General features: G+C 71.8%; 19 protein-coding genes and 2 tRNA genes. 15 read left to right on the forward strand and 6 right to left on the reverse strand.

Annotated features, from left to right (window positions below; genetic code table 11):
- Positions 1–2 precede the first annotated feature (2 nt).
- From DVR05_RS07170 to mmsB, 7 genes are read left to right on the forward strand one after another with little or no spacing between them, the layout of a single operon-like run.
- Positions 3–953, forward strand: a complete 951-nt coding sequence (locus DVR05_RS07170) for a carbohydrate ABC transporter permease (RefSeq protein ID WP_116245031.1) — start codon at positions 3–5, stop codon at positions 951–953.
- The gene (locus tag DVR05_RS07175; protein ID WP_116245032.1) at positions 953–1846 is read left to right on the forward strand and encodes a carbohydrate ABC transporter permease; all 894 of its coding nucleotides are present in this window, start codon (positions 953–955) and stop codon (positions 1844–1846) included. The genes DVR05_RS07170 and DVR05_RS07175 overlap by 1 nt, the downstream gene beginning before the upstream one ends.
- Before the next feature lie 26 nt (positions 1847–1872).
- On the forward strand, positions 1873–2931 hold the full coding sequence (locus DVR05_RS07180) for an arabinan endo-1,5-alpha-L-arabinosidase (RefSeq protein ID WP_116245033.1): 1059 nt from the start codon (positions 1873–1875) through the stop codon (positions 2929–2931).
- Positions 2932–2959: 28 nt separating this feature from the next.
- Complete coding sequence (locus DVR05_RS07185; RefSeq protein ID WP_116245034.1) at positions 2960–4483, forward strand: alpha-N-arabinofuranosidase; 1524 nt, start codon at positions 2960–2962, stop codon at positions 4481–4483.
- A 14-nt stretch (positions 4484–4497) separates the two neighbouring features.
- Positions 4498–5583: a multiple monosaccharide ABC transporter substrate-binding protein gene (chvE, locus tag DVR05_RS07190; protein ID WP_116245035.1), complete on the forward strand. Its 1086-nt coding sequence runs from the start codon at positions 4498–4500 to the stop codon at positions 5581–5583.
- The gene (locus DVR05_RS07195) at positions 5580–7115 is read left to right on the forward strand and encodes a sugar ABC transporter ATP-binding protein (protein ID WP_116245036.1); all 1536 of its coding nucleotides are present in this window, start codon (positions 5580–5582) and stop codon (positions 7113–7115) included. Before chvE ends, DVR05_RS07195 begins: the two co-directional genes overlap by 4 nt.
- A gap of 47 nt (positions 7116–7162) precedes the next feature.
- Positions 7163–8386, forward strand: a complete 1224-nt coding sequence (gene mmsB, locus DVR05_RS07200; protein ID WP_116245336.1) for a multiple monosaccharide ABC transporter permease — start codon at positions 7163–7165, stop codon at positions 8384–8386.
- Positions 8387–8416: 30 nt separating this feature from the next.
- On the opposite strand, the gene DVR05_RS07205 is transcribed toward mmsB, so the two are convergent.
- The 3 genes from DVR05_RS07205 to DVR05_RS07215 form a co-directional block, all read right to left on the reverse strand.
- The gene (locus tag DVR05_RS07205) at positions 8417–9760 is read right to left on the reverse strand and encodes a phytase (RefSeq protein ID WP_198659078.1); all 1344 of its coding nucleotides are present in this window, start codon (positions 9758–9760) and stop codon (positions 8417–8419) included.
- 172 nt (positions 9761–9932) lie between these two features.
- Positions 9933–11516 carry a substrate-binding domain-containing protein gene (locus tag DVR05_RS07210; protein ID WP_116245037.1) on the reverse strand — a complete coding sequence of 528 codons (1584 nt, stop codon included), beginning with the start codon at positions 11514–11516 and terminating at the stop codon, positions 9933–9935.
- Complete coding sequence (locus tag DVR05_RS07215; protein ID WP_116245038.1) at positions 11513–12667, reverse strand: hypothetical protein; 1155 nt, start codon at positions 12665–12667, stop codon at positions 11513–11515. The genes DVR05_RS07210 and DVR05_RS07215 overlap by 4 nt, the downstream gene beginning before the upstream one ends.
- A gap of 220 nt (positions 12668–12887) precedes the next feature.
- On the opposite strand from DVR05_RS07215, the gene dnaG reads away from it, so the two are divergent.
- From dnaG to DVR05_RS07235, 4 genes are all read left to right on the forward strand, one after another.
- Positions 12888–14774, forward strand: coding sequence for a DNA primase (gene dnaG, locus DVR05_RS07220; protein ID WP_116245039.1), 1887 nt, complete (start codon positions 12888–12890; stop codon positions 14772–14774).
- 123 nt (positions 14775–14897) lie between these two features.
- Positions 14898–15974 carry an RNA polymerase sigma factor RpoD gene (gene rpoD / locus DVR05_RS07225; protein ID WP_232832026.1) on the forward strand — a complete coding sequence of 359 codons (1077 nt, stop codon included), beginning with the start codon at positions 14898–14900 and terminating at the stop codon, positions 15972–15974.
- Between the two features lie 135 nt (positions 15975–16109).
- Positions 16110–17429: a glycoside hydrolase family 18 protein gene (locus DVR05_RS07230; protein WP_116245041.1), complete on the forward strand. Its 1320-nt coding sequence runs from the start codon at positions 16110–16112 to the stop codon at positions 17427–17429.
- A gap of 89 nt (positions 17430–17518) precedes the next feature.
- Positions 17519–20497 carry an FAD-binding and (Fe-S)-binding domain-containing protein gene (locus DVR05_RS07235; RefSeq protein ID WP_116245042.1) on the forward strand — a complete coding sequence of 993 codons (2979 nt, stop codon included), beginning with the start codon at positions 17519–17521 and terminating at the stop codon, positions 20495–20497.
- 122 nt (positions 20498–20619) lie between these two features.
- Here the strand turns inward: DVR05_RS07235 and DVR05_RS07240 are convergent, their stop codons facing one another.
- Positions 20620–21138, reverse strand: a complete 519-nt coding sequence (locus tag DVR05_RS07240) for a hypothetical protein (protein ID WP_116245043.1) — start codon at positions 21136–21138, stop codon at positions 20620–20622.
- Complete coding sequence (locus DVR05_RS07245) at positions 21138–21476, reverse strand: hypothetical protein (protein WP_116245044.1); 339 nt, start codon at positions 21474–21476, stop codon at positions 21138–21140. The genes DVR05_RS07240 and DVR05_RS07245 overlap by 1 nt, the downstream gene beginning before the upstream one ends.
- Positions 21477–21642: 166 nt before the next feature.
- On the opposite strand from DVR05_RS07245, the gene DVR05_RS07250 reads away from it, so the two are divergent.
- Both DVR05_RS07250 and DVR05_RS07255 read left to right on the forward strand, forming a co-directional pair.
- Positions 21643–21715 (forward strand) — tRNA-Asn (locus tag DVR05_RS07250).
- A gap of 215 nt (positions 21716–21930) precedes the next feature.
- Positions 21931–22003: transfer RNA gene (locus DVR05_RS07255), tRNA-Asn, on the forward strand.
- A gap of 118 nt (positions 22004–22121) precedes the next feature.
- Here DVR05_RS07255 and DVR05_RS07260 read toward each other — a convergent pair.
- Positions 22122–23006, reverse strand: coding sequence for an SAM-dependent methyltransferase (locus DVR05_RS07260; protein WP_116245045.1), 885 nt, complete (start codon positions 23004–23006; stop codon positions 22122–22124).
- Between the two features lie 583 nt (positions 23007–23589).
- Between DVR05_RS07260 and DVR05_RS07265 the strand changes: the two genes are divergently transcribed.
- Complete coding sequence (locus DVR05_RS07265) at positions 23590–24297, forward strand: dihydrofolate reductase family protein (protein ID WP_116245046.1); 708 nt, start codon at positions 23590–23592, stop codon at positions 24295–24297.
- The gene (locus DVR05_RS07270) at positions 24294–24776 is read left to right on the forward strand and encodes a deaminase (RefSeq protein WP_116245047.1); all 483 of its coding nucleotides are present in this window, start codon (positions 24294–24296) and stop codon (positions 24774–24776) included. The genes DVR05_RS07265 and DVR05_RS07270 overlap by 4 nt, the downstream gene beginning before the upstream one ends.
- Positions 24777–24853: the final 77 nt, after the last annotated feature.

Consider the following 24853-nt stretch of genomic DNA (forward strand, 5'->3'; position numbering starts at 1 on the left):
CCATGACCCAGAGGACCCACGTTCCCGCACCCCGAACCCCACCCGAAGCGGTCCCCCCGGCGCCCCGGGACCTCGTCGACGTCCGCGGCGGACCGCCCGCCTGGACCGGCCTGTGGTTCGTTCTGCCCTTCCTCGCCTTCTACGTCCTCTTCCTGCTCTGGCCCGCCGTCGTCGGCCTCGGCTACACCTTCACCGACCGCAGCCTGGCCGGGGGGCCGGTCTCCTTCGTGGGCGTGGACAACTGGCGGGAGAGCCTGACCGACCCCGCCCTCCACGCCTCCCTGTGGAACACGTTGTGGTTCACGCTCCTGAGCGTGCCCCTCATGGTGCTGCTCGCCCTCGGCCTGGCCCTGCTGACCGACCACGCCCGCCGCCTCGGCTGGTTCCTCCGGTTCTCGTTCTTCGCCCCGTTCGTGCTGCCGGTCACGGTGATGACCCTCATCTGGGGGTGGATGTACAACCCCAGCCTGGGCCTGTTCAACGGCACGCTGGGCCGGTTCGGGATCGAGGGTCCCGAGTGGCTGTTCAGCGAGGACACGGCGATGTTCTCCGTGGTCATCGCCACCGCGTGGTGGCAGGTCGGGTTCAACTACCTGCTGTACCTGGCCGCCATGCGGTCCATCCCCGGGGACGTCTACGAGGCCGCCGCCATCGACGGGGCGGGGGCCTGGCAGCGCGTCGGACGGATCACCCTGCCGATGCTGACCCGCACCACCGCGCTCATCACCGTCCTCCAGCTCATCGGCTCGCTGCGCGTGTTCGAGCAGATCTACCTGATGACGATGGGCGGCCCCAACTTCTCCACCCGCACCGTCATCCAGTACGTCTACGACTCCGGGTTCGTCGGTCTGCGGATCGGCCTGGCCTCGTCCATGGCCTACATCTTCATGGCCTTGATCATCGTCGCCTCCATCGCCCAGTTCCGACTGTTCACCCGGAAGGAGGAGGCGTGATGGCCACCACCACCGAGGCGCCGTCCGCGCCGAACGCCGACGCCGCCACACGCGCCCCCGTCCGCGGCCGTCGCCGGTTCCCCGTCGGCGCCGCCGCCCTGTACACGGTCGCCGTCCTGGCCGCCCTCGCCTGGCTCACCCCCCTGCTGTGGGCCTTCGCCACCTCGGTCAAACCCGAGGGAGAGACGACCGCGATGCCACCGGCGTGGCTCACCTCCAACCTCACCTGGGAGGCGTACGCGCTCGTCCTGGGCGGCGGAGGCATCGTCCGATGGACGGTGAACTCCCTCATCACCACCGTGATCGTCACCGCGCTCACCCTGGTGCTGTGCGTCCTGGCCGCCTACGGCTTCTCCCGGTTCGACTTCCGGGGCAGACCCTGGCTGTTCGCTCTGGTCATCGGCGGCATCCTCATCCCGCCGCAGGTCCTGATCGTGCCGCAGTTCGTCCTCATGACCCAGATGGGCCTGGTGGACACCTACTGGGGGATCGCGCTGCCGCAGGTGGTCGCCCCGGTGTTCGTGTTCGTCCTCAAACGGTTCTTCGACGCCATCCCCCGCGACTACGAGGACGCGGCCCGGCTCGACGGCGCCGGTCCCGTGCGGATCCTGTGGAACGTCGTCCTTCCGCTGTCGCGCCCGGTGCTCACGGCGGTCGGGATCTTCACGTTCATCGGTGCGTGGAACAACTTCCTGTGGCCGTTCATCGTGGTCAACGACCCGCAGATGATGACCCTCCCCGTGGGCCTGGGCACCGTCACGGGCGGCTACGGCATCCAGTACGCCCGGGACATGGCCTCCGCCGTGCTCGGCGCCTTCCCCCTGCTCATCGTCTTCCTGCTGTTCCAGCGGCACGTCGTCACCGGTGTCGCCGGAGCCGGGATCAAGGGCTGACCCGCCCCCCACCTCCAGGAGCCCCCATGAAACGCGCGCTCACCCGGATCGCGGCGGTCCTGACCACCGCCGCCCTGACCCTGACCCTGGCCGCACCCGCCTTCGCCGGGCGGGACGACTGGGACGTGCCGCCCAACAACCCCGGGCTGCCGGTCTTCGGCCACCAGCCCGACGACGTCCACCCGTTCGCCGGGGGGCTGCGCGTCCACGACCCCGCCCTCCACCGGGGCGGCCCCGGAGAGGACTGGTACGTCTTCGGGACGGGCCACCCCGAGATCGGCGACGGCAACATCCAGATCCGCAGCTCCCCCGACGGCCGCCACTGGACCTACACCGGAACGGTGTGGGACACCAGGCCCGCGTGGATCACCGAGGCGATCCCCGGAGTCGAGACCCTGTGGGCCCCGGAGATCCACCACTTCGACGGCACCTACTACCTGTACTACTCGGCCTCCACGTTCGGTTCCAACCGCTCACTGATCGCCCTGGCCACCAACACCACCCTCGACCCGGAGGACCCCGACTACGCGTGGGTCGACCGGGGGGCGGTGTTCGCGTCCTTCCCCGGCGACCCGTACAACGCCATCGACCCCGCGGTCGTGGCCGACGCCAAGGGGCGTCACTGGATGGCCTTCGGCTCCTACTGGAGCGGCATCCGGATGGTCGAACTCGACATGCCCGGCGGAGGCGTCGCCGACGGCGCCGAGGTCCTGCACCTGGCCGACCGCCGGGAACCGCCCAACGCCGTGGAGGGGCCGGCGATCGTCCACCGTGGCGGCTACTACTACCTGTTCGTCTCCTTCGACGCCTGCTGCCGGGTCGGCGCCGACTACAAGATCGCCGTCGGCCGCTCCACCGACGTCACCGGCCCCTACGTCGACGCCGACGGCGTCCCCCTGCTCCGGGGAGGCGGCACCGTGATCGCCGCCGAGGAGGGCACCATCACCGGCTCCGGCGGCCAGTCCGTCTCCGGCGGTCTGCTCGCCCACCACTACTACGACACCGACCTGGGTCCCGACCTCGACTTCCGCATGGCCCTGCGCGAACTGCTGTGGACCCCCGACGGCTGGCCGTACGTCCGCTGAGAAGAACAGTTTCCGGAACGGAGAACGCATGCTCAACGCGTCCCTGACCACCGACCCCGGGGCGGTCGTCGCCCCGGTCCACCGCCGCACGTTCGGCTCCTTCGTCGAACACATGGGCCGTTGCGTCTACACCGGCCTCTACGAGCCCGACCACCCCACCGCCGACGCCGACGGGTTCCGGCGGGACGTGGCCGACCTCGTCCGCGAACTCGGCGTCACCACCGTGCGCTACCCCGGCGGCAACTTCGTCTCCGGCTACCGGTGGGAGGACGGGGTCGGTCCCAAGGCGGACCGGCCGGTCCGCCGCGAACTGGCCTGGCACAGCCTGGAGACCAACCAGTTCGGCCTGAACGAGTTCATGACCTGGTGCCGACGGCTCGGCATCGAGCCGATGATGGCCGTCAACCTCGGCACCCGCGGCCTCCAGGAGGCCCTGGACCTGCTGGAGTACGCCAACCACCCCGGCGGCACCCGCCTGTCGGATCTGCGCGCCGCCCACGGACACCCCGAGCCCCACGACATCCGCATGTGGTGCCTGGGCAACGAGATGGACGGCCCCTGGCAGATCGGCCACCTCGACGCCCGCTCCTACGGCCGCAAGGCCGCCCGGGTCGCCCGCGCCATGCGGATGGCCGACCGGGACCTGGAACTGGTCGTGTGCGGCAGCTCCGGATCGTCGATGCCGACCTTCGGCTCGTGGGAGGCCACCGTCCTGGAGGAGACCTACGACGCCGTCTCCCACATCTCCCTGCACGCCTACTACGAGGAACACGACGGCGACCTGGCCAGCTTCCTCGGCTCGGTCACCGACATGGACCACTTCATCGACTCGGTGGTCGCCACCGCCGACGCCGTCGGAGCCAGGCTGCGCGACCCCAAACGGATCCAGCTCTCCTTCGACGAGTGGAACGTGTGGTACCTGAGCCGTTTCCAGGAACAGGCGGCCGTCCAGCCCACCGACGACTGGCGGGTGGCGCCCCGCGTCATCGAGGACCGCTACAACGTCGCCGACGCCGTCGTGGTCGGCAACATGCTCATCAGCCTCCTCCGGCACGGTGACCGCGTCACCGCCGCCAGCCAGGCCCAGCTCGCCAACGTCATCGCCCCGATCATGACCGAACCGGGCGGTCCCGCCTGGCGGCAGACCATCTTCCACCCCTTCGCCCTCACCGCCCGCTCCGCCGTCGGCCGGGTGGTGCGCGCCGACGTGACCGCCCCCGTCCAGGACACCGCGAGGTACGGCGAGGTGCCCGTCGTCGACGCCGCACTCACCCACGACCCCGACTGCGGCACGGCGGCCCTGTTCATCGTCAACCGCTCCGTCGACCAACCGGTCACCCTCGGCGCCGACCTGCGGGGCCTGCGCGCGGAGAAGGTCACCGAGGCGCTCACCCTGTCCGACCCCGACACGTACGCGACCAACACAGCGGACCAGCCGGACCGGGTCACGCCCTCGGCCAACGAGGACGTCCGGCTGGAGGACGGACGGCTCACCGCGGTCCTGCCCCCGGTCTCCTGGTCCGTCGTCACCCTGTCCACCGACCGCGGCTGAGAAACGAGGCACCCATGCGCGGACACCTGACCACTGCGGCAGCACTACTCACGGCATCTCTCCTGCTCACCGGGTGCGGGGGCGTGGGCGACGCCGCCCGCCCCGAGGGCGAACGGGGCGTCGTCGGCATCTCCATGCCCACCCAGTCCTCCGAGCGCTGGATCAACGACGGCGAGAACATGGTCGCCGAATTCGAGTCCCGCGGCTTCGGCACCGACCTCCAGTACGCCGAGGACGTCGTGGAGGACCAGGTCGCCCAGATCGAGAACATGATCACGCGGGGCGCCGACGTGCTGGTCATCGCCGCCGTCGACGGCGAGGCCCTCGGCGACGTGCTCGACATGGCCGACGCCGGCGACATCCCCGTCATCGCCTACGACCGGCTCATCCGCGGCAGCGAGCACGTCGACTACTACGCCACCTTCGACAACTTCGAGGTGGGCGTCCTCCAGGGCCGGTACATCGTCGACGCCCTCGACCTGGAAAGCGGGGAGGGCCCGTTCAACATCGAGCTGTTCGGCGGCTCGCCCGACGACAACAACGCCTACTTCTTCAACGACGGGGCGATGTCGGTGCTCCAGCCCCACATCGACGACGGGACCCTCGTCGTCCGCAGCGGCCAGACCGGGATGGAGCAGATCGCCATCCACCGCTGGGACGGAGCCACCGCCCAGGCCCGCATGGACAACCTGCTCAGTGCCAACTACTCCGACGAGGAGGTGCACGCGGTCCTGTCGCCCTACGACGGGATCAGCCTCGGGGTGATCGAATCGCTGCGCGCGGTCGGCTACGGCACGGACAGCCGACCCTTCCCCGTCGTCACCGGACAGGACGCCGAGGTCGCCTCGGTCATGTCCATCATCGCCGGGGAGCAGACCCAGACCGTGTTCAAGGACACCCGCGCCCTGGCCGAACAGACCGTGACCATGGTCGAGGCCGTGGTCGAGGGGGAGGAGGTCCCGGTCAACGACACCGAGAGCTACGACAACGGCGCCCGGGTCGTCCCCTCCTACCTGCTCGAACCCGTCTCGGTCGACATCGACAACTACCACGAGGTGCTGGTCGGCAGCGGCTACTACGAGGAGTCGGACCTGCGATGACAGCCGAACCGCTCCTGCTGATGCGCGGCATCCGCAAGGAGTTCCCCGGTGTGCGCGCCCTGGACGACGTGTCGCTGGACGTCGGCCACGGGCGGATCCACGCCCTCATGGGAGAGAACGGCGCGGGCAAGTCCACCCTGATGAAGGTGCTCAGCGGGGTGCACCAGGCCGGCTCCTACGAGGGCGAGATCCTCATGGACGGCCGACCGTGCGCGTTCACCGGCGTCGCCGACAGTGAACGCGCCGGGATCGCCATCATCCACCAGGAGTTGGCCCTGGTCCCGCAGCTGTCGATCAGCGAGAACGTCTTCCTCGGCCACGAGCGGAGCCGCTACGGGATCGTCGACTGGGGCGCCACCCACGCCGAGGCGCGCGCCCTCCTGCGGAGGGTCGGTCTGGACGAGAACCCCGCGACACCCGTCTCGGAGCTCAGCGTCGGCGCCCAACAGCTCGTGGAGATCGCCAAGGCCCTGGCCAAGCGGGTGCGGCTCCTGATCCTGGACGAGCCGACCTCGGCGCTGAACGAGCGGGAGAGCACCCGTCTGCTCGACCTCCTCCTGGACCTGCGCGACCAGGGGGTGGCGTGCATCCTCATCTCACACAAGCTCAACGAGGTCGTCCGGGTCTGCGACGAGGTCACCATCCTCCGTGACGGACGGACCGTGGAGACCCTCACCGTGGCGGACGGCCTCGACGAGGACCGCGTCATCCGGGGGATGGTCGGCCGCGACCTGGACCAGCGCCACCCGCCCCGGGTCGGCGGGGTCGGCGAGGTGCGCTTCGAGGTCCGGGACTGGACCGTGGACCACCCCACCCAGGCCGGTCGGCGCGTGGTCGACGGGGTCGACCTGACCCTGCGCGCGGGCGAGGTGGTGGGCATGGCGGGCCTCATGGGCGCCGGGCGCACCGAGTTCGCGATGAACCTGTTCGGCCGCTCCTACGGTCGGTACGTCCGCGGCGCCCTGTTCAGGGACGGCGGGGAACTGCGGACGGACGACGTCTCCCGGGCCGTTCGCGGGGGCGTCGCCTACGTGCCCGAGGACCGCAAGGGACTCGGCCTGGTCCTCGACGACGACATCCGCCGCAACACCACCCTGGCCGCCCTGCACCGGGTGTCCGACCACGGGGTGGTCGACCCCGGGCGCGAGACCGTGGAGACCGCGCGCGTCATCGACCGGATGCGGGTGCGCAGCCACGGCCCGACCCAGACCGTGCGCACCCTCAGCGGCGGCAACCAGCAGAAGGTCGTACTGGGCAAGTGGATGTTCACCCGACCCGAACTGCTCATCCTCGACGAGCCCACCCGAGGGATCGACGTCGGGGCCAAGTACGAGATCTACCTGATCATCCGCCAGCTCGCCGCCGAGGGCGCGTGCGTGCTCCTCATCTCCTCCGAGCTGCCCGAGATCCTCGGCATGTGCGACCGGATCTACACGATGTGCGAGGGCCGGATCACCGGCGAGGTCCCCGGTGAGTCGGCCGACCAGGAGACCCTCATGAGACTCATGACCAGAACCGGGGAGCACCCGTGACGGAGAAGAACACGACCTCCCGACTCCTGGGGCCGGTCGCCGCGCTGATGCGCGACAACGCCCGCCAGTACGGCATGGCCATCGCCCTGGTGGCCATCATCGTGCTGTTCCAGATCCTCACCGGAGGACTGCTGCTCAGGCCGCTCAACGTCACCAACCTGATCATGCAGAACTCCTACATCCTGATCCTGGCGATCGGCATGATGCTGGTCATCGTCACGGGGCACATCGACCTCTCCGTGGGCTCCGTGGTCGCGTTCACGGGCGCCGTGTCGGCGATCATGCTGAACTCGTGGGGGCTGCCGACACCCGTGGTCGTCCCCTCGGCGCTGCTGCTGGGCGCGCTCATCGGCGCCTGGCAGGGGTTCTGGATCGCCTATGTGCGCGTGCCCGCGTTCATCGTCACGCTCGCCGGGATGCTGGTGTTCCGGGGCGCGACCCTGGCCGTGCTGGGGGGAGAGTCCATCGCGCCGCTGCCGACGTCCCTGCGCGTCCTCGCCAGCGGTTTCCTGCCCGGATCGGACGGCGACGGACTCCATCTTCCGACCCTCCTCCTGGGAGCGGCGGGGGCCGCGGTGCTCGTGTGGATCCAGTGGCGGTCCAGGAACCGCTCCCTCGGGTACGGGCTGCCCGTGCCGCCGAGGGCGGTGACGGCGGCGACCTCGGTGGTGACCACGGCGGCGATCATGGCGTTCGCCCACGTGCTGGCCGACTACAACGGGCTGCCCGTCGTGGGGCTCCTCCTGATCGCGCTCATCGCGGGCTACTCGTTCGTGATGCGCTCCACGACCGCCGGCCGGCGCGTGTACGCCGTCGGCGGCAGCGAGCAGGCCGCGGCGCTGTCGGGGATCAGGACCCGCCGCACCACGTTCTGGGTGTTCGTCAACATGGGCGTGCTCTCCTCCCTCGCCGGGGTGGTGTTCACGGCCAGGCTCAACGCCGCCACGCCGGGCGCCGGGACCATGTTCGAGCTCGACGCGATCGCGGCCGCCTTCATCGGCGGGGCCTCCGCCACGGGCGGAGTGGGGACGGTCGTCGGGGCGGTCATCGGGGCGCTGGTCATGGGCGTGCTCAACAACGGCATGTCCCTGATCGGCCTGGGCGTGGACTGGCAGCAGCTCATCAAGGGCCTGGTCCTGCTCATGGCGGTGGCGTTCGACATCTACAACAAGCGCCGCGGCTCCGTCGGACGGGTGTCGAGGACCCGCCCGCCCGCCGAGGCCGCGGCGCCCGCGGAGAGGGGGAACCCGGTGGGGACGGCCGCCGACTAGGAAGGTCGGGGACCCGGGTCCCCGACCTTCCTAGTCGCGGGGGTGCCAGCCGTCGGTGTCCACGCTGAGCGCGGGCTCGAAGCCGACGGCGATGTCGTCCCACGGCGTGAACTTGAAGTTGGTCTGCTCGCGGACCTCGCCGTCCTCACCGATCTCGTCGGGCTGGTTCGCCCCGTCCTGGGAGACGAAGAGACCGCCGTCGAACCGCCCCATGGGCACGTTCAGCACCTCGATGCCGTCGGTGTGCCCGACCATGTCGTCGTCCCGGCCGACCCGGAAGGAGCCGAGGGGAGCGTTGCCGGTGTCGGGGTCGCGGTCGTAGACGACGAAGGTGTCGCTGCCCTGGCTGGAGGCGATGAGGTAGCCCTCGCCGTCGTCCGCCCGGTACAGCGCCAGCCCCTCGGCGTCGGCGCTGAGCAGGGAGCCGCCGAAGCCGGGGTCCTCACCGGCGACGCACTCGTCGGTTCCGGCGTCGTAGCGGGCGGGAACCCCGAACTCCCGGACGGTGTCGACCAGCTCGGGCTCCGCCGACAGGTCGGCGGGCATCCGCAGGATGCCGACCTGTTCGTAGGCCGCGTACAGGATCTCGCGCTCCTGGTCCACGACCATGCCCTCCACCACGGGCAGCTCGCCCGGGTCCACACACGGCTCCCACGTGGTGCCGTCGGGCAGTTCGAAGGAGGTGGGCAGGTCGATCTCGGCCTCGTGCTCGTAGCCGACGGTGTCGTCCTCGTCGTCGAGTTCGAGCAGGGCCAGCCGGGCGCCGTCGGCCTTGCTCACCACGGCGTAGTGGTCGTCGCCGTCGGACCACGTGGTCAGGCCGTAGGCGGTGAACTCCTCGTTCACCTCGTCCTGGTCGTCGGAGAAGACGAACGGGGACTCGTCCGGATCGGTGACGTCCGTGAGCGGCTCTCGGCCGTCGGTGACCGCTTCCGCGTCGATCTCGTAGACGCGGAGCCGGTCCCGTCCCCGGTCGGACACCACGGCCAGGTCGACCTCGTCGTCGTCCAGCTCGAAGTCGTAGACGACGTCGACGTTGTTCAGGCGTCCGACCGCGTCGTCCGCCCCCGGGGCCTCAGGGGCGGGGACGTGCTGGAGCACCCGACCGTCGAGGTCGTGGACGTACAGGCCGTCCTCCTTGGCGGTGGTGATGACCAGGCTGTCGTCGGGGTCCTCGGGGTTGAGCCAGATCGCCGGGTCGTCGGCGTCGGCGCCCTCGTCGTCGTATACCGGCGGGGTCTCGGCCCGGTACTCGACGACCGGGACGTCGTCGGCGTGGGCCGGTGCGGTGCCGAACGCAGGGACGCACAGAAGGGCCAGGGCCGCGGCCGTCGCGGGGGTGCCTGCTCGCCAGTGGATTCTGGAACGTTCCAAAACATACTCCTGGGGGTGGTGAACGGGCGTCGGAGCCGTATCCGCGCCCCGGGAAGCAGGAGACCACGGGCCGTTCGCGCGGACGGGAAGGGAACCCGTCCCGGAGTCCAACACCGGGTGAACGCCCGGTTCCCGGCGGGGAGGGGTCCCCGCGGGGAACCGGGCGGCCCCCTCACTGGTAGCCGCGGATCTCCCGGAAGACCTGCTCCAGGTCCCGCTCACGCGCGTCGAACACCCGACCGCCGGTCAGCTCGGCCAGCTCGGTCATCTCCTCCTCGTTCGACTCCCCGAACAGCACCGTGAACAGCGGGGTGGCCGCCACGTCGCGCGGCATCCCGTCCAACGCCGCGCGCAGGTCCTCCAGGGTCGAGCCCCGGTTCACCTCGCCGTCGGTCATGAGCACCACCGAGGTCAGATGGTCGTCCCGGGGCGCGGAGTCCAGCAGTTCGTACGCCTCCCGGAGCGCGTCGTAGGCCGCCGTGTCCCCGTCGGCCTCCAGCGACCGCACCTCCTCGGCCAGATCCGCGGCGGCCGACTCCGCGGTCCCCGGCTCCATCACGAACGTGCTCGGCTCGCCGGGTTCGGTGGAGAACGGCAGCAGCGTCACCTCCTCCCGCTCCTGGAACGCCTGCGTCCGACGGGCGAGCGAACCTCCGTCCGCGCCGGTCAGCGCCGCCAGCGACGACCGCAGATCCTCGATCCTGTCACCCTCCATCGACTCGGACACGTCCAGCACGTACACCGTGCGCGCCGGACGCCGCAGGGCGCCGACGTAGTCCGCGACCAGCCCGTCGACCACCTCCAGCTGGGCCGGGAAGGGCAGCTCCACCAGCGGCGGCACCTCCGCGGTGAGCGAGGCCCCGGGGGCGACCGGACGCCGCCGGGTCTCGTCGGCGATACGCTGCTGCGTCTCCTCCGACAGCAGGTCCCCGACCAGCCGCTCGTAGGCGGACAGGGTCTCCTCCGAGGGGCCCGCCAGCAGCGTCAGCGGGTAGTCCGCCGTCACCGTGCCGTCGGCCGGGTGCACCAGGGTGAGCGGCTCCTCCAGAACCCCGGACGCGTTGACCGACAGCAGCACCGACTCGTAGTTGATCATCCCGTCGACCGGCCGCCCCTGGCGTGCGCGCCGCTCGAAGTCCTGGGCCAGCCACCCCGACGAGCCCGCGGTGACCTCCTGACCCTCGAAGAACTCCGCCAGCTCCGGCCGGACGCGCTCCACGTCCTCGCCGCGCAGGGCGGAACCCGTGTCGGCCAGCGCCGAGGCGATCCCGATCAGGGCGGAGAACCCGGAGTTGGAGGCGCCCGGGTTGGTCATCCCGTAGGTCAGCTCCTCGTCCGCGACCGCCTCGGCCACGTCCGCCCAGGTCACCTCGGCGCCCTCGCCCCATCCCAGGGTCTCGGCGCGGGACTCGGCCACACCCAGGACCACGGGGGAGACCATGATCGGCGTCTCGGTGTGCACGGCGGTCCGGCCGCCCTCGTGCAGGTGCAGGTAGCGGTTGGAGGCGAACCACACCGCGTCGTAGTCCCCGGTGTCACCGGCGGCGACCCGGGCCAGCCCGTCGAGCGTTCCGCTGTAGTCGAGCTCCACCTCCACCCCGGTGCGCTCGGAGACCTCCTCCAGGAGCGGTTCCAGGTCGGCGACCTCACTCCCGGCCAGGACGCGCAGCGTGTCCCCGCCCAGGCCCTCGACGAGGGAGCAGGAGGAGGCCGTCAGGGCGACCGCGAGCGCGGTCGCGGGCAGCGCGCGCCTCATCCGCGACCACCCCCGCCCCGGCCACCGGCCTCTTCGGGTACGGGGGGTCTCGCCCCGCTGGCCTCGTAGGTGTCCTCGATGCCGGTCAGCAGTGCCTCCAGTGCCTCGTAGGTCGGCGGGTGGACCACGTCGGTGACCTGGGTGCGGATCGGGAGGCCGTACTCCTCCACCAGGGCGCCGAACTGGGCGGTGTCGTCGGTGCGGAAGCCGTGCTCGGCGGCCAGCTCCTGGAGCTCGGGGTCCTCGGTGAGCAGACGGCCGACCTCGTCGCCCGCCCTGGTGAGGGGGACCACGGCGTGCTCGGAGAAGACGGTCGGCCCCGGGTAGAGCACGACCACGTCCTCGGACAGTTCGGGGCCGTGCACCATCGCCTGCACGTACTGGGACTCGTACACCCACACCAGCGGTGTGTGCCCGGCGCCCAGGTCGCGGAACTGCTCGAAGGGCTGCTGCGAGGACTCCGGCGGCTGGCCCTGGGCGAGGAAGAGCCGGGAGATGGTGTCGGAGACGTCCTCGTCCACGGGGCCGGGCGCCAGGACCTCCTCGCCGTTGAGCAGGTAGGACAGCACCACGGCGTGCATGGCGGCGGAGTTGGACGTGCGCGGGTCGGTGGTGCGGACCAGCACCTCGTTGCGGTTGCTGGAACTCACCGCGTCACCGGGCAGATCACGCCAGCGGGTCCGCTCCTCGGTCAGCTCCAGGTAGGCGGACATGTCGAAGGACCAGGTGCCGTCCTCCTCCAGGGAGGCGACCCCGGCGCCCTGGAGCGCGCGCACCATCGGTTCGTAGCCGAGCAGGACCATCGGGGTGCTGAACGGCAGGTACTCGGTCGAGACGCTGTTGAGTTCCCGAGCGCGTTCGGCCAGGTGGCGGGAGCCGGGGGAGACGAAGTCGGCGCCGCCGGTCCGCTCGCCCAGCAGCCGGGACCCCCGGGGGCGCACGGTGACGGTGTACCCCAGCTCCCCGAACCGGTCCTGGACGCGTTCGTCCTCGAAGAACTCGACCTTCTCCGAGCCGACCACGCCCTCGACCGGTGTCGTCTCGCGGGTGAACACGACGAACCCGACCGTGATCAGGACCACGACCACCACGGCGGCGCCGACGGTGGTCCAGGTCGAGCGACGGTCGAACGGCGGGGGGAGACCGGGCACCGTTGTCGATCCTCTCGGCTGGGGGTTCCCGACGCTGCCAGGCACGGTCGACGCCCCGGTGTCGCCCGGGTGGACGGCGGGGAAACGGGCGGGGCGCCGGGCCGGAGGCGCCGGTCGGGGGTCCGGCTCCGTCGCGAAGCGGCGCCCGGGCGGCGGAGGGCGACGGGTGGGCCCGTGGACGGGGGACGGGCGGTCCCCCGGGCGAACTACGCTGGCACCCGTGGCAGGACGGATCAGAGACGAAGACATCGCCCTGGTGCGCGAACGCACCCCCATCGCGGACGTGGTCGGCGAGTACCTCCAGCTACGCAACGCCGGAGGCGGCTCGCTCAAGGGACTGTGCCCGTTCCACGACGAGAAGTCCCCCTCCTTCAACGTCACCCCCTCCAAAAATCTGTGGTACTGCTTCGGCTGCAACGAGGGCGGGGACGTCATCTCCTTCCTCCAGCGGATCGACAGCCTCAGCTTCACCGAGGCCGTCGAGTCCCTGGCCCGTCAGTCGGGCATCACCCTGCGCTACGAGGAGGGCGGTCGCAGCGCCCGGCGCGACGAGGGCAAACGCCAGCGCCTGCTCGACGCCCACCGCGCCGCGGCCGAGTTCTACGCCGAGCGCCTGCTGTCCCCCGAGGCGGCGACCGCGCGTCGCTTCCTCACCGAACGCGGTTTCAACCGGACCCACGCCGAGCGCTTCGGCCTCGGCTTCGCCCCCGCCGGATGGGAGAACCTCACCGACCACCTGCGCCGCAAGGGCTTCACCGACCAGGAGTTGATCGCCGGCGGCCTGGCCAGCCAGGGGCGGCGCGGAGCCTACGACCGCTTCCGCAACCGGCTGCTGTGGCCGGTGCGCGAGGTCACCGGCGAGGTCGTCGGCTTCGGCGCCCGCAAGCTCGACCCCGCCGAGGACGGCCCCAAGTACCTCAACTCGCCGGAGAGCCCCATCTTCCACAAGGGGCGGCTGCTGTACGGGCTCGACCTGGCCAAGCGCGACATCTCCCAGAAGGGTGAGGCGGTCATCGTCGAGGGCTACACCGACGTCATGGCCTGCCACGACGCCGGGGTGACCACCGCCGTGGCCACCTGCGGCACGTCCTTCGGCGAGGACCACGTCAAGATCCTGCGCCGCATGCTGCTGGGCCGGACCAACCAGGGCGGCCGGGTGGTCTTCACCTTCGACGGCGACAAGGCGGGGCAGAAGGCCGCCGTGCGCGCCTTCGCCGAGGAGCACGGCTTCACCTCCGAGACCTACGTCGCCGTGCAGTCCGACGGCCTCGACCCTTGCGACCTGCGGTTCCAGCACGGCCCGCAGGCGGTGAAGGACCTGGTCGACGGCGCCGTACGACTGTACGAGTTCATGATCCGCAACGTCATGGAGGGCTACGACCTCTCCTCCCCCGAGGGCCGGATGGCCGCCCTGGACGCGGCCGCACCGATCGTGGCGAGCATCCGCGACGAGGGCGTGCGCCGCAACTACGGGGCGAGCCTGGACCGCTGGACCGGGATCATGGACGAGGCCCTCGTGCAGCGCCGGGTCGCCCAGCACATGCGTGGCGGCGCTGCGCGCGCGGGCGGCCGGCGGCCGCCCGCCGACGCCCGCCCGGTCCCGACCCCGGACGCGGGAGAGGCCCCCTACGACCTGCGCGACCCCTCGGTCCAGCGGGAGCGCCAGGCTCTCAAGATCGCCGTGCAGTTCCCGGGGCTGGCCCGGGGGTTCGACGAGTTCACCGACGAGGACTTCACCGTGCCCCAGCACCGGGCGGTGCGCTCCCTCATCGCCCGGTGTGGCGGAGTGGCCGCCGCGCACGACCCGCAGGGCTGGGTGAACGATCTGCGCGAGGCCGCGCCGAATGACGCTCAACGCGATTTCCTCACCCGATTGGTGGTCGAACCCGTGGAGTTCTATGGAGAACTCGACGAGCATTACGCCGCTCAAATGCTGGGCACAATCAAGACTCATTCCATCAATCGTCGGGTGGCAAACCTAAAATCCGAGCTCGCTCGGCTCGAAGGCACTTCCCAGCTCGATGAACAGCGGCGTGTATTCACCGAACTCATGCAGCTTGAGCAGCAAAGACGTGCTATCCGCGAGCAGGCTCAGGGGGCGGTGTAGCAGTGGGGTGACAATAATGAATCTCCCTCCGTCTCCCCTTGGGGGCGTCCGTGGCGGCACAATGTAGGGGTGGCTCCCACAGTTGTGACGCACGAAATGCCGTCGGTTCGACAGGTCGTCCGAATGCTGCCGGGCGCGGGCCGGGGAACGGTCAGTCGCGGTGAGGTCGCCTCGGCCTTGGAACAGCTGGACGCGCCCCCCGGTGTCCTGGATGAGGCGGTGACCCGTCTGGCCCGGATCGGGGTCGAGGTCGCCGAGACGGAGGAGACCGGCGCCCCCGCCGACGGCGGCAGACGCTCGGGTGCGGACCTGGTCCGCCTCTACCTCGGTGAGATCGGCCGGGTGCCGCTGCTGACCGCCGAGGAGGAGGTCGACCTGGCCAAGGCGATCGAGGCGGGCCTGTACGCCCAGCGCCGCGAGCCGGACACGGCGGTGTGCACGGCCGAGGAACTCGACGCGCTGGTCGAGGAGGGGCGGCGCGCCAAACGGCGGCTGATCGAGGCCAATCTCCGGCTCGTCGTGTCGATCGCCAAGCGCTACATGGGGCGGGGGCTGCTCTTCCTCGACCTCATCCAGGAGGGGAACCTGGGCCTGATCCGCGCGGTGGAGAAGTTCGACTACGCCAAGGGCTTCAAGTTCTCCACCTACGCCACGTGGTGGATCCGCCAGGCCATCACCCGGGCCATCGCCGACCAGGCGCGCACGATCCGGATCCCCGTGCACATGGTGGAGACGATCAACAAGCTCCTGCGCGTCCAGCACCGACTCCACCAGCAACTGGGCCGGGAGCCGAGCACCGCCGAGATCTCCGCCGCCATGGGCTTCGGCGGCGAACGGGTCCTGGAGATCCAGCGGATCGCCCGCGAACCGGTCTCGCTCCAGTCCCCGATCGGGGAGGAGGAGTCCGACTTCGGCGACTTCATCGAGGACTCCGACGCCGTCGTCCCTGCGGAGGCGGCCTCCTTCACCCTCCTCCAGGAACAGCTGCGCGCCCTCCTGAGCGACCTGACCGAACGGGAGCGGCGGATCATCCGGCTCCGCTTCGGCATGGCCGACGGCCACCCGCGCACACTGGAGGAGGTCGGCCGCGAGTTCGGCGTGACCCGCGAGCGGATCCGCCAGATCGAGGCCAAGACGCTGACCAAACTGCGCCACCCCTCCCGCGCGGGCGCCCTGCGTGACTACCTCACGAGCGGCTGACCTCCGCAGCGCCGCGAACGTGTCAGCGGCGCCCCGGGTTCCCCGTTCGCGGTGGAACGGGCCGATGTGGCCTGATGTGGCCGTCCCGGCCGGAAGGTCCTGCGTCCGAGCCGCCCGGTGCCTAGGGTCGACAGGGTGCAGGTCAACCGAACCTCCCCGGCCCGTCCCCTCCGCCGCCGTCCGCTGACCCTCCTGGCCGCCGCGCTGGCGGTCGGCGCCCTCGTCGCGACCGCCCTCGTCCTGCTCGGCGGCCGCGAACCCGAACGCGTCGCCTACTTCGCGGGCTGGAACATCGCCGCCCGCGACTTCACCGTCGCGGACGTGGCGGCCAGCGGCGCCCCGGAACACCTGACCCGCCTCGTGTGGGCCTTCGGGGACGTCAGCGAGGACGGTCTGTGCCACATCCCCACCGGGCGCGAGGACCAGCCCTGGGAGCTCTACCAGCGGCCGTACACCGCCCAGGAGAGCGTCGACGGGCGGGCCGACGACCCCGACCAGGACCTCGCCGGGGGCCTCCACCAGCTGCGGCTGCTGCGCGAGGACCACCCCCACCTGGGGGCGAGTCTGTCCCTGGGCGGATGGAGCTGGTCGACGTACCTCTCCGTGGCGGCCCGCACCCCCGAGTCGCGCGAGACCTTCGTCGCCTCCTGTCTGGACCTGTGGATCCGCGGCGACCTGCCGGTACGCGACGGCGGGCCGCAGGGCGGCGAGGGCGCGGCGGCCGGGGTCTTCGACGGCATCGACCTCGACTGGGAGTGGCCGGGCGGAGGAGGCGCCCCCGGCAACACGGTCCACCCCGACGACGCCGCGAACTTCACCCCCCTGGTGGCGGAGTTCCGCCGCCAGCTCGACGCGCTGTCCGAGGAGACCGGGCGCGAGTACACGCTCTCGGTGTCGCTGCCGGGCGGCGCCGAGCAGAGCGCCGCCTACGACGCGGAACTGTTCGAACTCGTCGACTTCGCCACGGTCCAGGGCTACGACTTCGCGGGCCCCTGGAGCGAGCGGACCGCCCACCACTCCAACCTCCACGCCCCCGAGAGCGACCCCGGTGCCAACAGCGTCGACCGCGCCGTCCAGCGCTACCTGGACCTGGGCGCGCACCCCTCGCGGCTGGTCGTGGGCGTGCCCGCCTTCGGCCGCGGCTGGCAGGGCGTGGGAGCGCGGAACGCGGGCCGCGGCCAGGTGCCCGAGGCGCCAGCGGAGGACGCCTACGACGGCCCCACCATGGCCTTCGCCGACCTGGAGGAGCGCGAGGGGCGGCGCTTCCTCGACGAGGAGGCGGGGGCGTACTGGATCTACGACGGCGACACCTGGTGGACCTACGACAACACCGACGTGATCGCGCTCAAGGGTGAGTACGTGCGCGAACGGGGGCTGGGCGGGCTCATGGTGTGGAACCTGGACATGGACCCGGACGGCACGCTGGTCCGGGCCATGGACGAGTCCCTGGGCTGAGCCGGGCCGAGGGTCCGTCCTCCGAAGCCGGCGCTGCTCCGGGCGCGCCGCGGTTGCCACGGCCGGACCCGGACGGCCACGCTGAGGACATGGCCGACGCGCAGCTCACCTCCTCCCGCACCGCCCCCGCCGACCTCCGCCGAGATCTGGAACGCCGGGTCCGGGGCACGGTCGCCTTCGACCCGGGAACACTCGCCCTGTACACCTCCGACGCCTCCAACTACCGCCGGGTCCCCCTCGGCGTCGTCATCCCGGAGACCGTCGACGACTGTGTGGCCGCCGTCCGCACCTGCGCCGAGCACGGCGTCCCGGTCGTGCCGCGCGGCGGCGGCACGTCGATCGCGGGCAACGCCATCGGCACCGGCGTCGTCATCGACACCTCCCGCCACCTCCGCGCCATCGAGGCCATCGACCCCGTGGCCCGCACCGCCACCGTGCAGCCCGGCGTCATCCTCGACGACCTGCGCCGGGCGACCGCCGAACACGGGCTCACCTTCGCCCCCGACCCCTCCACCCACAGCCGCTGCACGATCGGCGGCATGGTCGGCAACAACGCCTGCGGGTCCCACTCCGTGGCCTGGGGCACCACCGCCGACAACATCGTCTCCCTCGACGTCCTGCTCAGCGACGGCACCCGTATGACCGTCGGCTCCCGCCACACCGCCGAGGAGTGGGCGGAGCTGACCCGGCGGCCCGGGCGTGAGGGGCGGATCTACACCGAGCTCACCCGGATCGTCGAGGACCACCGCGCCGAACTGCGCACCGCCATGCCCGAGTTCCGGCGCCGCGTCTCCGGCTACGCCCTGGACCGGCTGCTCCCGGAGAAGGGGCGCGACGTCGCCGCCGCCCTCGTCGGCACCGAGGGCACGTGCGTGTTCGTGCTCGGCGCCACCGTGCGCCTGGTCGAGTCACCGGCCGCCCGAGCCCTGGCCGTCCTGGGCTACCCGGACGCCGCCTCGGCCGCCGACGCCGTCCCCGACCTGCTCGGCCACGCGCCGCTGACGGTCGAGGGCATCAACGACCGCATGGTCGCGGCCCTGGACCGGCACGGATCCCGCTCCCGCGTGCCGCTGCCCGAGGGCGGCGCCTGGCTGCTGGTGGAGATCGCCGGAGGGGCCCCGGCCGAGGCCGCCGAGGCCGCGGAGCGGATGCTCTCCGGACTCAAGGGCGGCGCCCGGCCGCAGGACGCGGTCGTGGTCACCGACACCGCCCACCAGAGGGCGCTGTGGCGGATCCGGGAGGAGGGGGCCGGGCTCACCCAGCGCACCCCCGACGGCGACGACGCCTGGTCCGGCTGGGAGGACGCCGCGGTGCCGCCGGAGAACCTCGGCGGCTACCTGCGCGCCTTCGACGCGCTCATGGAACGGCACGGCCGCTTCGGCGTCGTCTACGGGCACTTCGGCGACGGCTGTCTGCACGTACGCATCGACTTCGGTCTCACCCACGAGCGGGGGCGCCGGGAGTACCGGGCGTTCATGGAGGAGGCGGCCGACCTCGTCGTCGCCCACGGCGGCTCCCTGTCCGGCGAGCACGGCGACGGCCAGGCCCGCTCCGAACTCCTGGACCGCATGTACCCCGAGCCGGTCATCCGGGCGTTCGGCGCCTTCAAACGCGCCTGGGACCCCGACGGCCTGATGAACCCGGGCGTCATCGTCGACCCCCTGCCCCTGGACGCCGACATCCGGGTGGCCGCCGACACCCGGCCAGAGCTGCCGCTGCTGTCGCAGGTCACCCTGGCCTACACCGACGACGACGGCGACTTCGCGCGGACCCTGCGCCGCTGCTCGGGCGTGGGCAAGTGCCGCCGCCAGAGCGGCCCCGGGGTCATGTGCCCGAGCTACCAGGTCACCCAGGAGGAACGGCACTCCACCCGCGGCCGCGCCCACCTGCTGTTCGAGATGGCCTCCGGCGAGGTGATCACCGACGGCTGGCGGTCGGAGGAGGTGCGCGAGAGCCTCGACCTGTGTCTGTCGTGCAAGGGCTGCCTGAGCGACTGCCCGGTCAACGTGGACATGGCCGCCTACAAGGCCGAGTTCCTCCACCAGCACTACAGGGGCCGGGTCCGCCCCGCCGCGCACTACTCGATGGGCTGGCTGCCCCTCTGGGCGCGGCTGGCGGCCCTGGCTCCGGCCGAGGCCAACCGGGCGGCCCGTCTGCCCGGGATGTCGCGGCTGGCCAAGCGGCTCGCCGGGGTGGCCGCCCAGAGGGAGCTGCCCGCCTTTGCCACCACCACCTTCACCCGCGCGTTCCGACGCCGCGTCGCACGCGGCCAGGCCCGCGCGGGCGGACGCCGGGTCGTGCTGTGGCCGGACACCTTCGGCAACCACCTCAACCCGGGGGTGCTCGCGGCCGCCACGCGGGTCCTGGAGGACGCGGGGTTCACCGTCGTGCTGCCCCGAGGTCAGGTGTGCTGCGGACTGACCTGGGTGTCCACGGGCCAGTTGGACGTCGCCCGCACGGTGATGCGCCGCGCCGTCCGCGCGCTGGCGCCGCTGGTCGCCCAGGGGCTGCCCGTGGTCGGGCTGGAGCCCAGCTGCACGGCGGCCCTGCGGCACGACCTGGTGGAGCTGTTGCCCGGTCGGGAGAGCGAACGCGTCGCCGAGGCCGTGCACACCCTGGCGGGCCTCCTCAACGCGTACGCGCCCGACTGGCGCCCGCCCCGGCTCTCGGCCAAGGCGCTGGCGCAGGTGCACTGCCACCAGCACGCCGTGATGGGTTTCGACGCCGAGCGCGAGCTCATCGCCAGGGCGGGGATCGACGGGGAGGTCCTGGACTCGGGCTGTTGCGGGCTCGCGGGGGACTTCGGGTTCACCGAGGGGCACTACGAGGTGTCCACCGTCATCGGGGAGCGCGAACTGCTGCCCCGGGTACGCGCGGCGGACGCGGACACCCTGGTCATGGCCGACGGCTACAGCTGCCGCACGCAGATCGGCCAGGGCACCGGCCGCCGGGCGCTGCATCTGGCCGAGGTCCTGGCCCGGGGGATCGCCGCGAGGGGCGCACCGGGTTCTGCGGGAGGAGACGAGCCGGGAGCGGGGAACCGAGCCGGGAAGAGGGCTGCGCCGTAGGCGTCGGTCGAGGGTGGTGGAGGGCGACGGAGCAGGGGTGCCGCGCCGGAGGCGACGACGGGGAATCCCGGCTCTTCGCGCCCCGGGCCCCGACCGAACCCGCGCGGCCGTGGAGGACGGGCTCAGACGCCCATCTGCTCGCGGAGCCTGACCAGGGCGCGTGAGACGGCCTCGGACAGGGCCTGGTCCTTCGGGTCCAGGCCCTCGCTCAGGTGGACGCGCCAGTGCGCCTCGCTGCCGCCGGGCGGTCTGCGCGCCACCAGACGGAAACCGGTGGCCGAGTCGTCGTGGGGGTAGGGGAAGAAACGGTTGACCAGGATGGTGGCGGTGACCCGCTCGGCCACCGTCTCGGCCATACGGCGGTAGTCGACGGCGTCCTCGGCGGGTTCGGAGCGCAGGCGGACGGTGTGCCGACCCCCGCCCTCCTCGTCGAAGGTCAGCGTGTCCGGGGTCCACCGGGCCTGGTCGATGTTCTGCCAGGGCACCGCGCGCCCGTCGGGCAGGTACAGGGCCAGTGTGGTGGCGACCAGGAAGGGCTCCTCGCCCTCGGCCGCGCGCACCGGCGCGTGGGTGAGCACGCGCTCGCCCCGCTCCAGCCGGGCGCGGACCGATTCGGGGACCGCCCGGCGGAACAGGCCCACTAGCGGTCCCGCGGACTCTCGGCCGAGCCGTTCTCGCTCGACGGCCCGCCCTCGGCCATGTGCCGCTCCCACTCGACCAGTTCCCTCTCCTCCTCCGTGGGACGGGCGAGGAAGTCGCGCAGGGAGGTGACCGGGAGGGTGTCGACGGCTTTGTCGTAGACCGTGCGCCCCGCGTTGCTGACCTGTGCTCCGACGAGCCCGGCGACCTCCTGCACGACGGGGCTGTCGGCGACCTTCCGGGCGGTGCGGGCGAGCTGCTCGTAGCGGGCCCTGCCCGCCTTGGCGCCCAGGACGTAACCGATGGCGAGTCCGGCGGCGAAGGTGATCCGGTAGCGCATGGGCTCCCTCTCCAGGCCTTGGTGGCGTTCGGGACGGTTCGTGCCCCGACGTTACCCTGTCGTGGCCGTGGCCACACGGCCCGACACCGGTCACGAGCACTCCGAAAAGCGCGCTAGGCTAGTGCTTGTCGCTGCGGCCCCCGACGGGGGAGCCGGGCGGGCGCGATCCCGCGTAGCTCAATCGGCAGAGCAGCCGGCTGTTAACCGGCAGGTTACTGGTTCGAGTCCAGTCGCGGGAGCGGTTCGAGGGTCCTTCCCACCGGGGAGGGCCCTTCGTCGTGCGGGGGCGGGCCAGGTCGGCCGCCGCTCCTCGCGGACGGGGGCGACCTCGTCGACGGCGGCTCGGGCCACCGGAGGCGGGGGAGGGGCGAAAAAGCGTCCCGAGCACCCCTCGGGAGGCGCTAGGCTAGTGGCTGTCGCCGCGGCCCCCGATGAGGGAGCCGGGCGGGCGCGATCCCGCGTAGCTCAATCGGCAGAGCAGCCGGCTGTTAACCGGCAGGTTACTGGTTCGAGTCCAGTCGCGGGAGCGGTTCGAGGGTCCTTCCCACCGGGGAGGGCCCTTCGTCGTTCTTCGGGCGCACGCACGACGCCCCTCACCCGCTGTCGGGCCGGAGGGCTCCAACGCGGGGGAGAGGGGCGACGGGTTCAGATCCGGCCCACACCGCCGATGATCAGCCGACGGTTGCGGCGCGGCATCTGGTAGCAGCCGGGGACGGGCGGCGCGACGGGCAGTGTGTGCCAGCGCTGGACCTCCAGGACTCCGGGGCTGAGGATCTCCCAGCCGTCGAAGAGGGCCTCCACCTCGCGGTGGCCGCGCCACCAGCCGGAGCCGAGACCTTCGATGAAGACGTCCTCCAGGCGGTCGGCGCGCAGCGCGTCCTTGGGGTACCGGCTCCGGTCGGGGCGGCAGTAGTGGCTCAGGACGAGGTGGCTGCCGGGGGCGAGCGACTCGCGCAGGGTCGCGATGTGCCCGGCCGGGTCCTCGTCGTCGGACACGTGCGGAACGACGCCGGTGAGCAGCAGTCCGACCGGTCGGTCGAGGTCGAGGAAGCCGCGGGTCTCGGGGTCGCGCAGGACCCGTCCGGGTTCGGTGAGCCCCCCGTGCACGGCGGTGGTGGTGCGGCCGTCGCGGAGCAGGGCCCGGTGGTGGGTGAGCACCATGGGGTCGTCGGTGGCGTAGACGACACGGGCGTCCGGAACGCTCTCCCGGGCGATCTCGTGCGGGTCCCCCGGGGCGGGCAGGCCGGCCCCGAACTGGAGGAACTGCGTGACCCCCGCCTCGGCCAGGTATCGGACGGCCCGTTGGAGGAAGGCGCGCTCACCGAGCACGACCTCCTGGAAACCGGGCGCGGCCTGGTCGGCTCGGGTGGCGAGTTCGCGATCGCCCTCGAAGTGGTCCTTGCCCTTGAGATGGAAGGAGCGCAGCCGCGCGATGCTGGGCTGGGCCAGATCGACGACGGGCGGCGGCTTGGCTCGGACGTGTTTGTCCCCCGCCTGCCTCAGGAAAGGGGGGGAGGTGAATCGCGACATCGCCGTCCTCTTGTCGTGAGGTGGGGAAGTGTGCTCGACTCCTGGGATTGTATTCCTCGCGGGCGGTGTTTGTTAACCGAGTCGAGGATACCGGTCACAAAAAAACGCGTGGTTGGGGATGTCCTTGTCGTGTCCCGTGCCGCGGGTTACGCCTATCCCGGGCGACCAGGTCATATACCCCTAATGTCCATTTTGTGGGGAATCTGGAGGGCGGGGTGTGCGCCGTGCGAGGGTGCGCCACCGTCCCCGCGGGCCCTGCGGGGGCGCCCGATCGCGTGCTTGCGAGGGATCGTGGGCAGCGTGGTCGGAGATGGTTTATCGAACACGTGTCGGGGACTGATTGTCCGCGTATGTCGCCGAAGTGCCACGGAACGCATACGGAGCGGAGTAGAATAAGGTCACCGTCAAAACGGTCGGTTAATTGCCGTGCGTACTCGCTGCCCGCGTGAATCCGCTCCGGCAACCGTGAAAGCGCAGGAAGACCGGTGGCGGGATCATCATCGAAAACCCCTCGGCCCCGTGCCGTCGTGTCACGGCCCCGGAGCGGCGGCGTTCGCCCCTCCCGCGCGGTTAGCCTGGGGGGATGGACCGTCCCCACACCATCCTGAGCTGCGCCGTGTCGATCGACGGGCGCATCGACGACACCGGCCCCGAGCGGCTGCGGCTGTCCAACGAGGCGGACTTCGCCGAGATCGACGAGCTTCGGGCCGAGTGCGACGCGATCCTCGTCGGCGCGGGCACCCTGCGGGCGGACGACCCGCGGCTCCTCGTGCGCTCCCCGGAACTGCGCGAGCGCCGCCGCGCCCGGGGCCGCCCGGAGAACCTGCTCAAGGCCGTGGTCACCCGTGGCGGGGACATCGACCCGACCGCCCGCCTCTTCTCCACGGGGGACGCCGGAGCGGTCGTCTACACCGGTGGCGACGGCCTCGCCCTGGTCCGCGAACGCCTGGCCACCCGGCCGACCGCCGAGCCCCCCGCCGAGGTCGTGGACGCGGGCGATCCGCCCACCGCCGAGGCGATCCTGGCCGACCTGGCCGCGCGCGGCGTCGAGCGCCTGCTCGTGGAGGGCGGCGGGCACATCCACACCCTCTTCCTCACCTCGGGCCTGGTGGACGAACTCCGTCTGGCGGTCGCCCCCTTCTTCGTGGGTGAGGAGGACGCCCCGAGCTTCGTCCTGCCCGGAGCCTTCCCGCACGGGCCGCGGACGCCCATGCGCCTGGTCGAGGCCCGCGCGCTCGGCGACGTCGCCGTCTTGCGCTACGCGCCGGGGGACACGGAGGACCGCCGGTGAGCGCCGGACCTCCCCCGGCCGGGGGCGACGCCGACGCGCACTGGCTGCGCCGCGCCGTCGACCTCTCCCGGAAGTGCCCGCCCTCGACCACGGCCTTCTCCGTCGGGGCGGTCGTGGTGGCCGCCGACGGAACCGTCCTGGGCGAGGGCCACTCCCGTCGGGACTCCCCGCACGACCACGCCGAGGAGGTCGCGCTCAGGGAGGTGGCCGCAGGCGACCCCCGTCTGGAGGGGGCCACCCTCTACTCGTCGCTGGAGCCGTGCAGCGCCCGCTCCTCCCGGCCCGTGCCCTGCGCGGAGCTGGTGCTGGACACCCCGATCCCGCGCGTGGTCTTCGCCTGGCGTGAGCCGGAGCTGTTCGTGGACTGCGACGGAGCCGAACGGCTGCGCCGCGCGGGTCGGAGCGTCGTGGAGCGCCCCGACCTGGCCGAGGGCGTGCGCGAGGTCAACGCGCACCTGCTGGCGGACGGCGACCGGTAGGGCGGGCGAAGCGAAGCGGAGGACCAGGGGGTTTGGTTCGGGTGCCGCCAGGGCGCTGCAAGACGAGGCAAGCCGCG

The sequence above is a fragment of the Nocardiopsis sp. FIRDI 009 genome (genome assembly GCF_003386285.1).
In the GTDB taxonomy this organism is placed as follows: domain Bacteria; phylum Actinomycetota; class Actinomycetes; order Streptosporangiales; family Streptosporangiaceae; genus Nocardiopsis.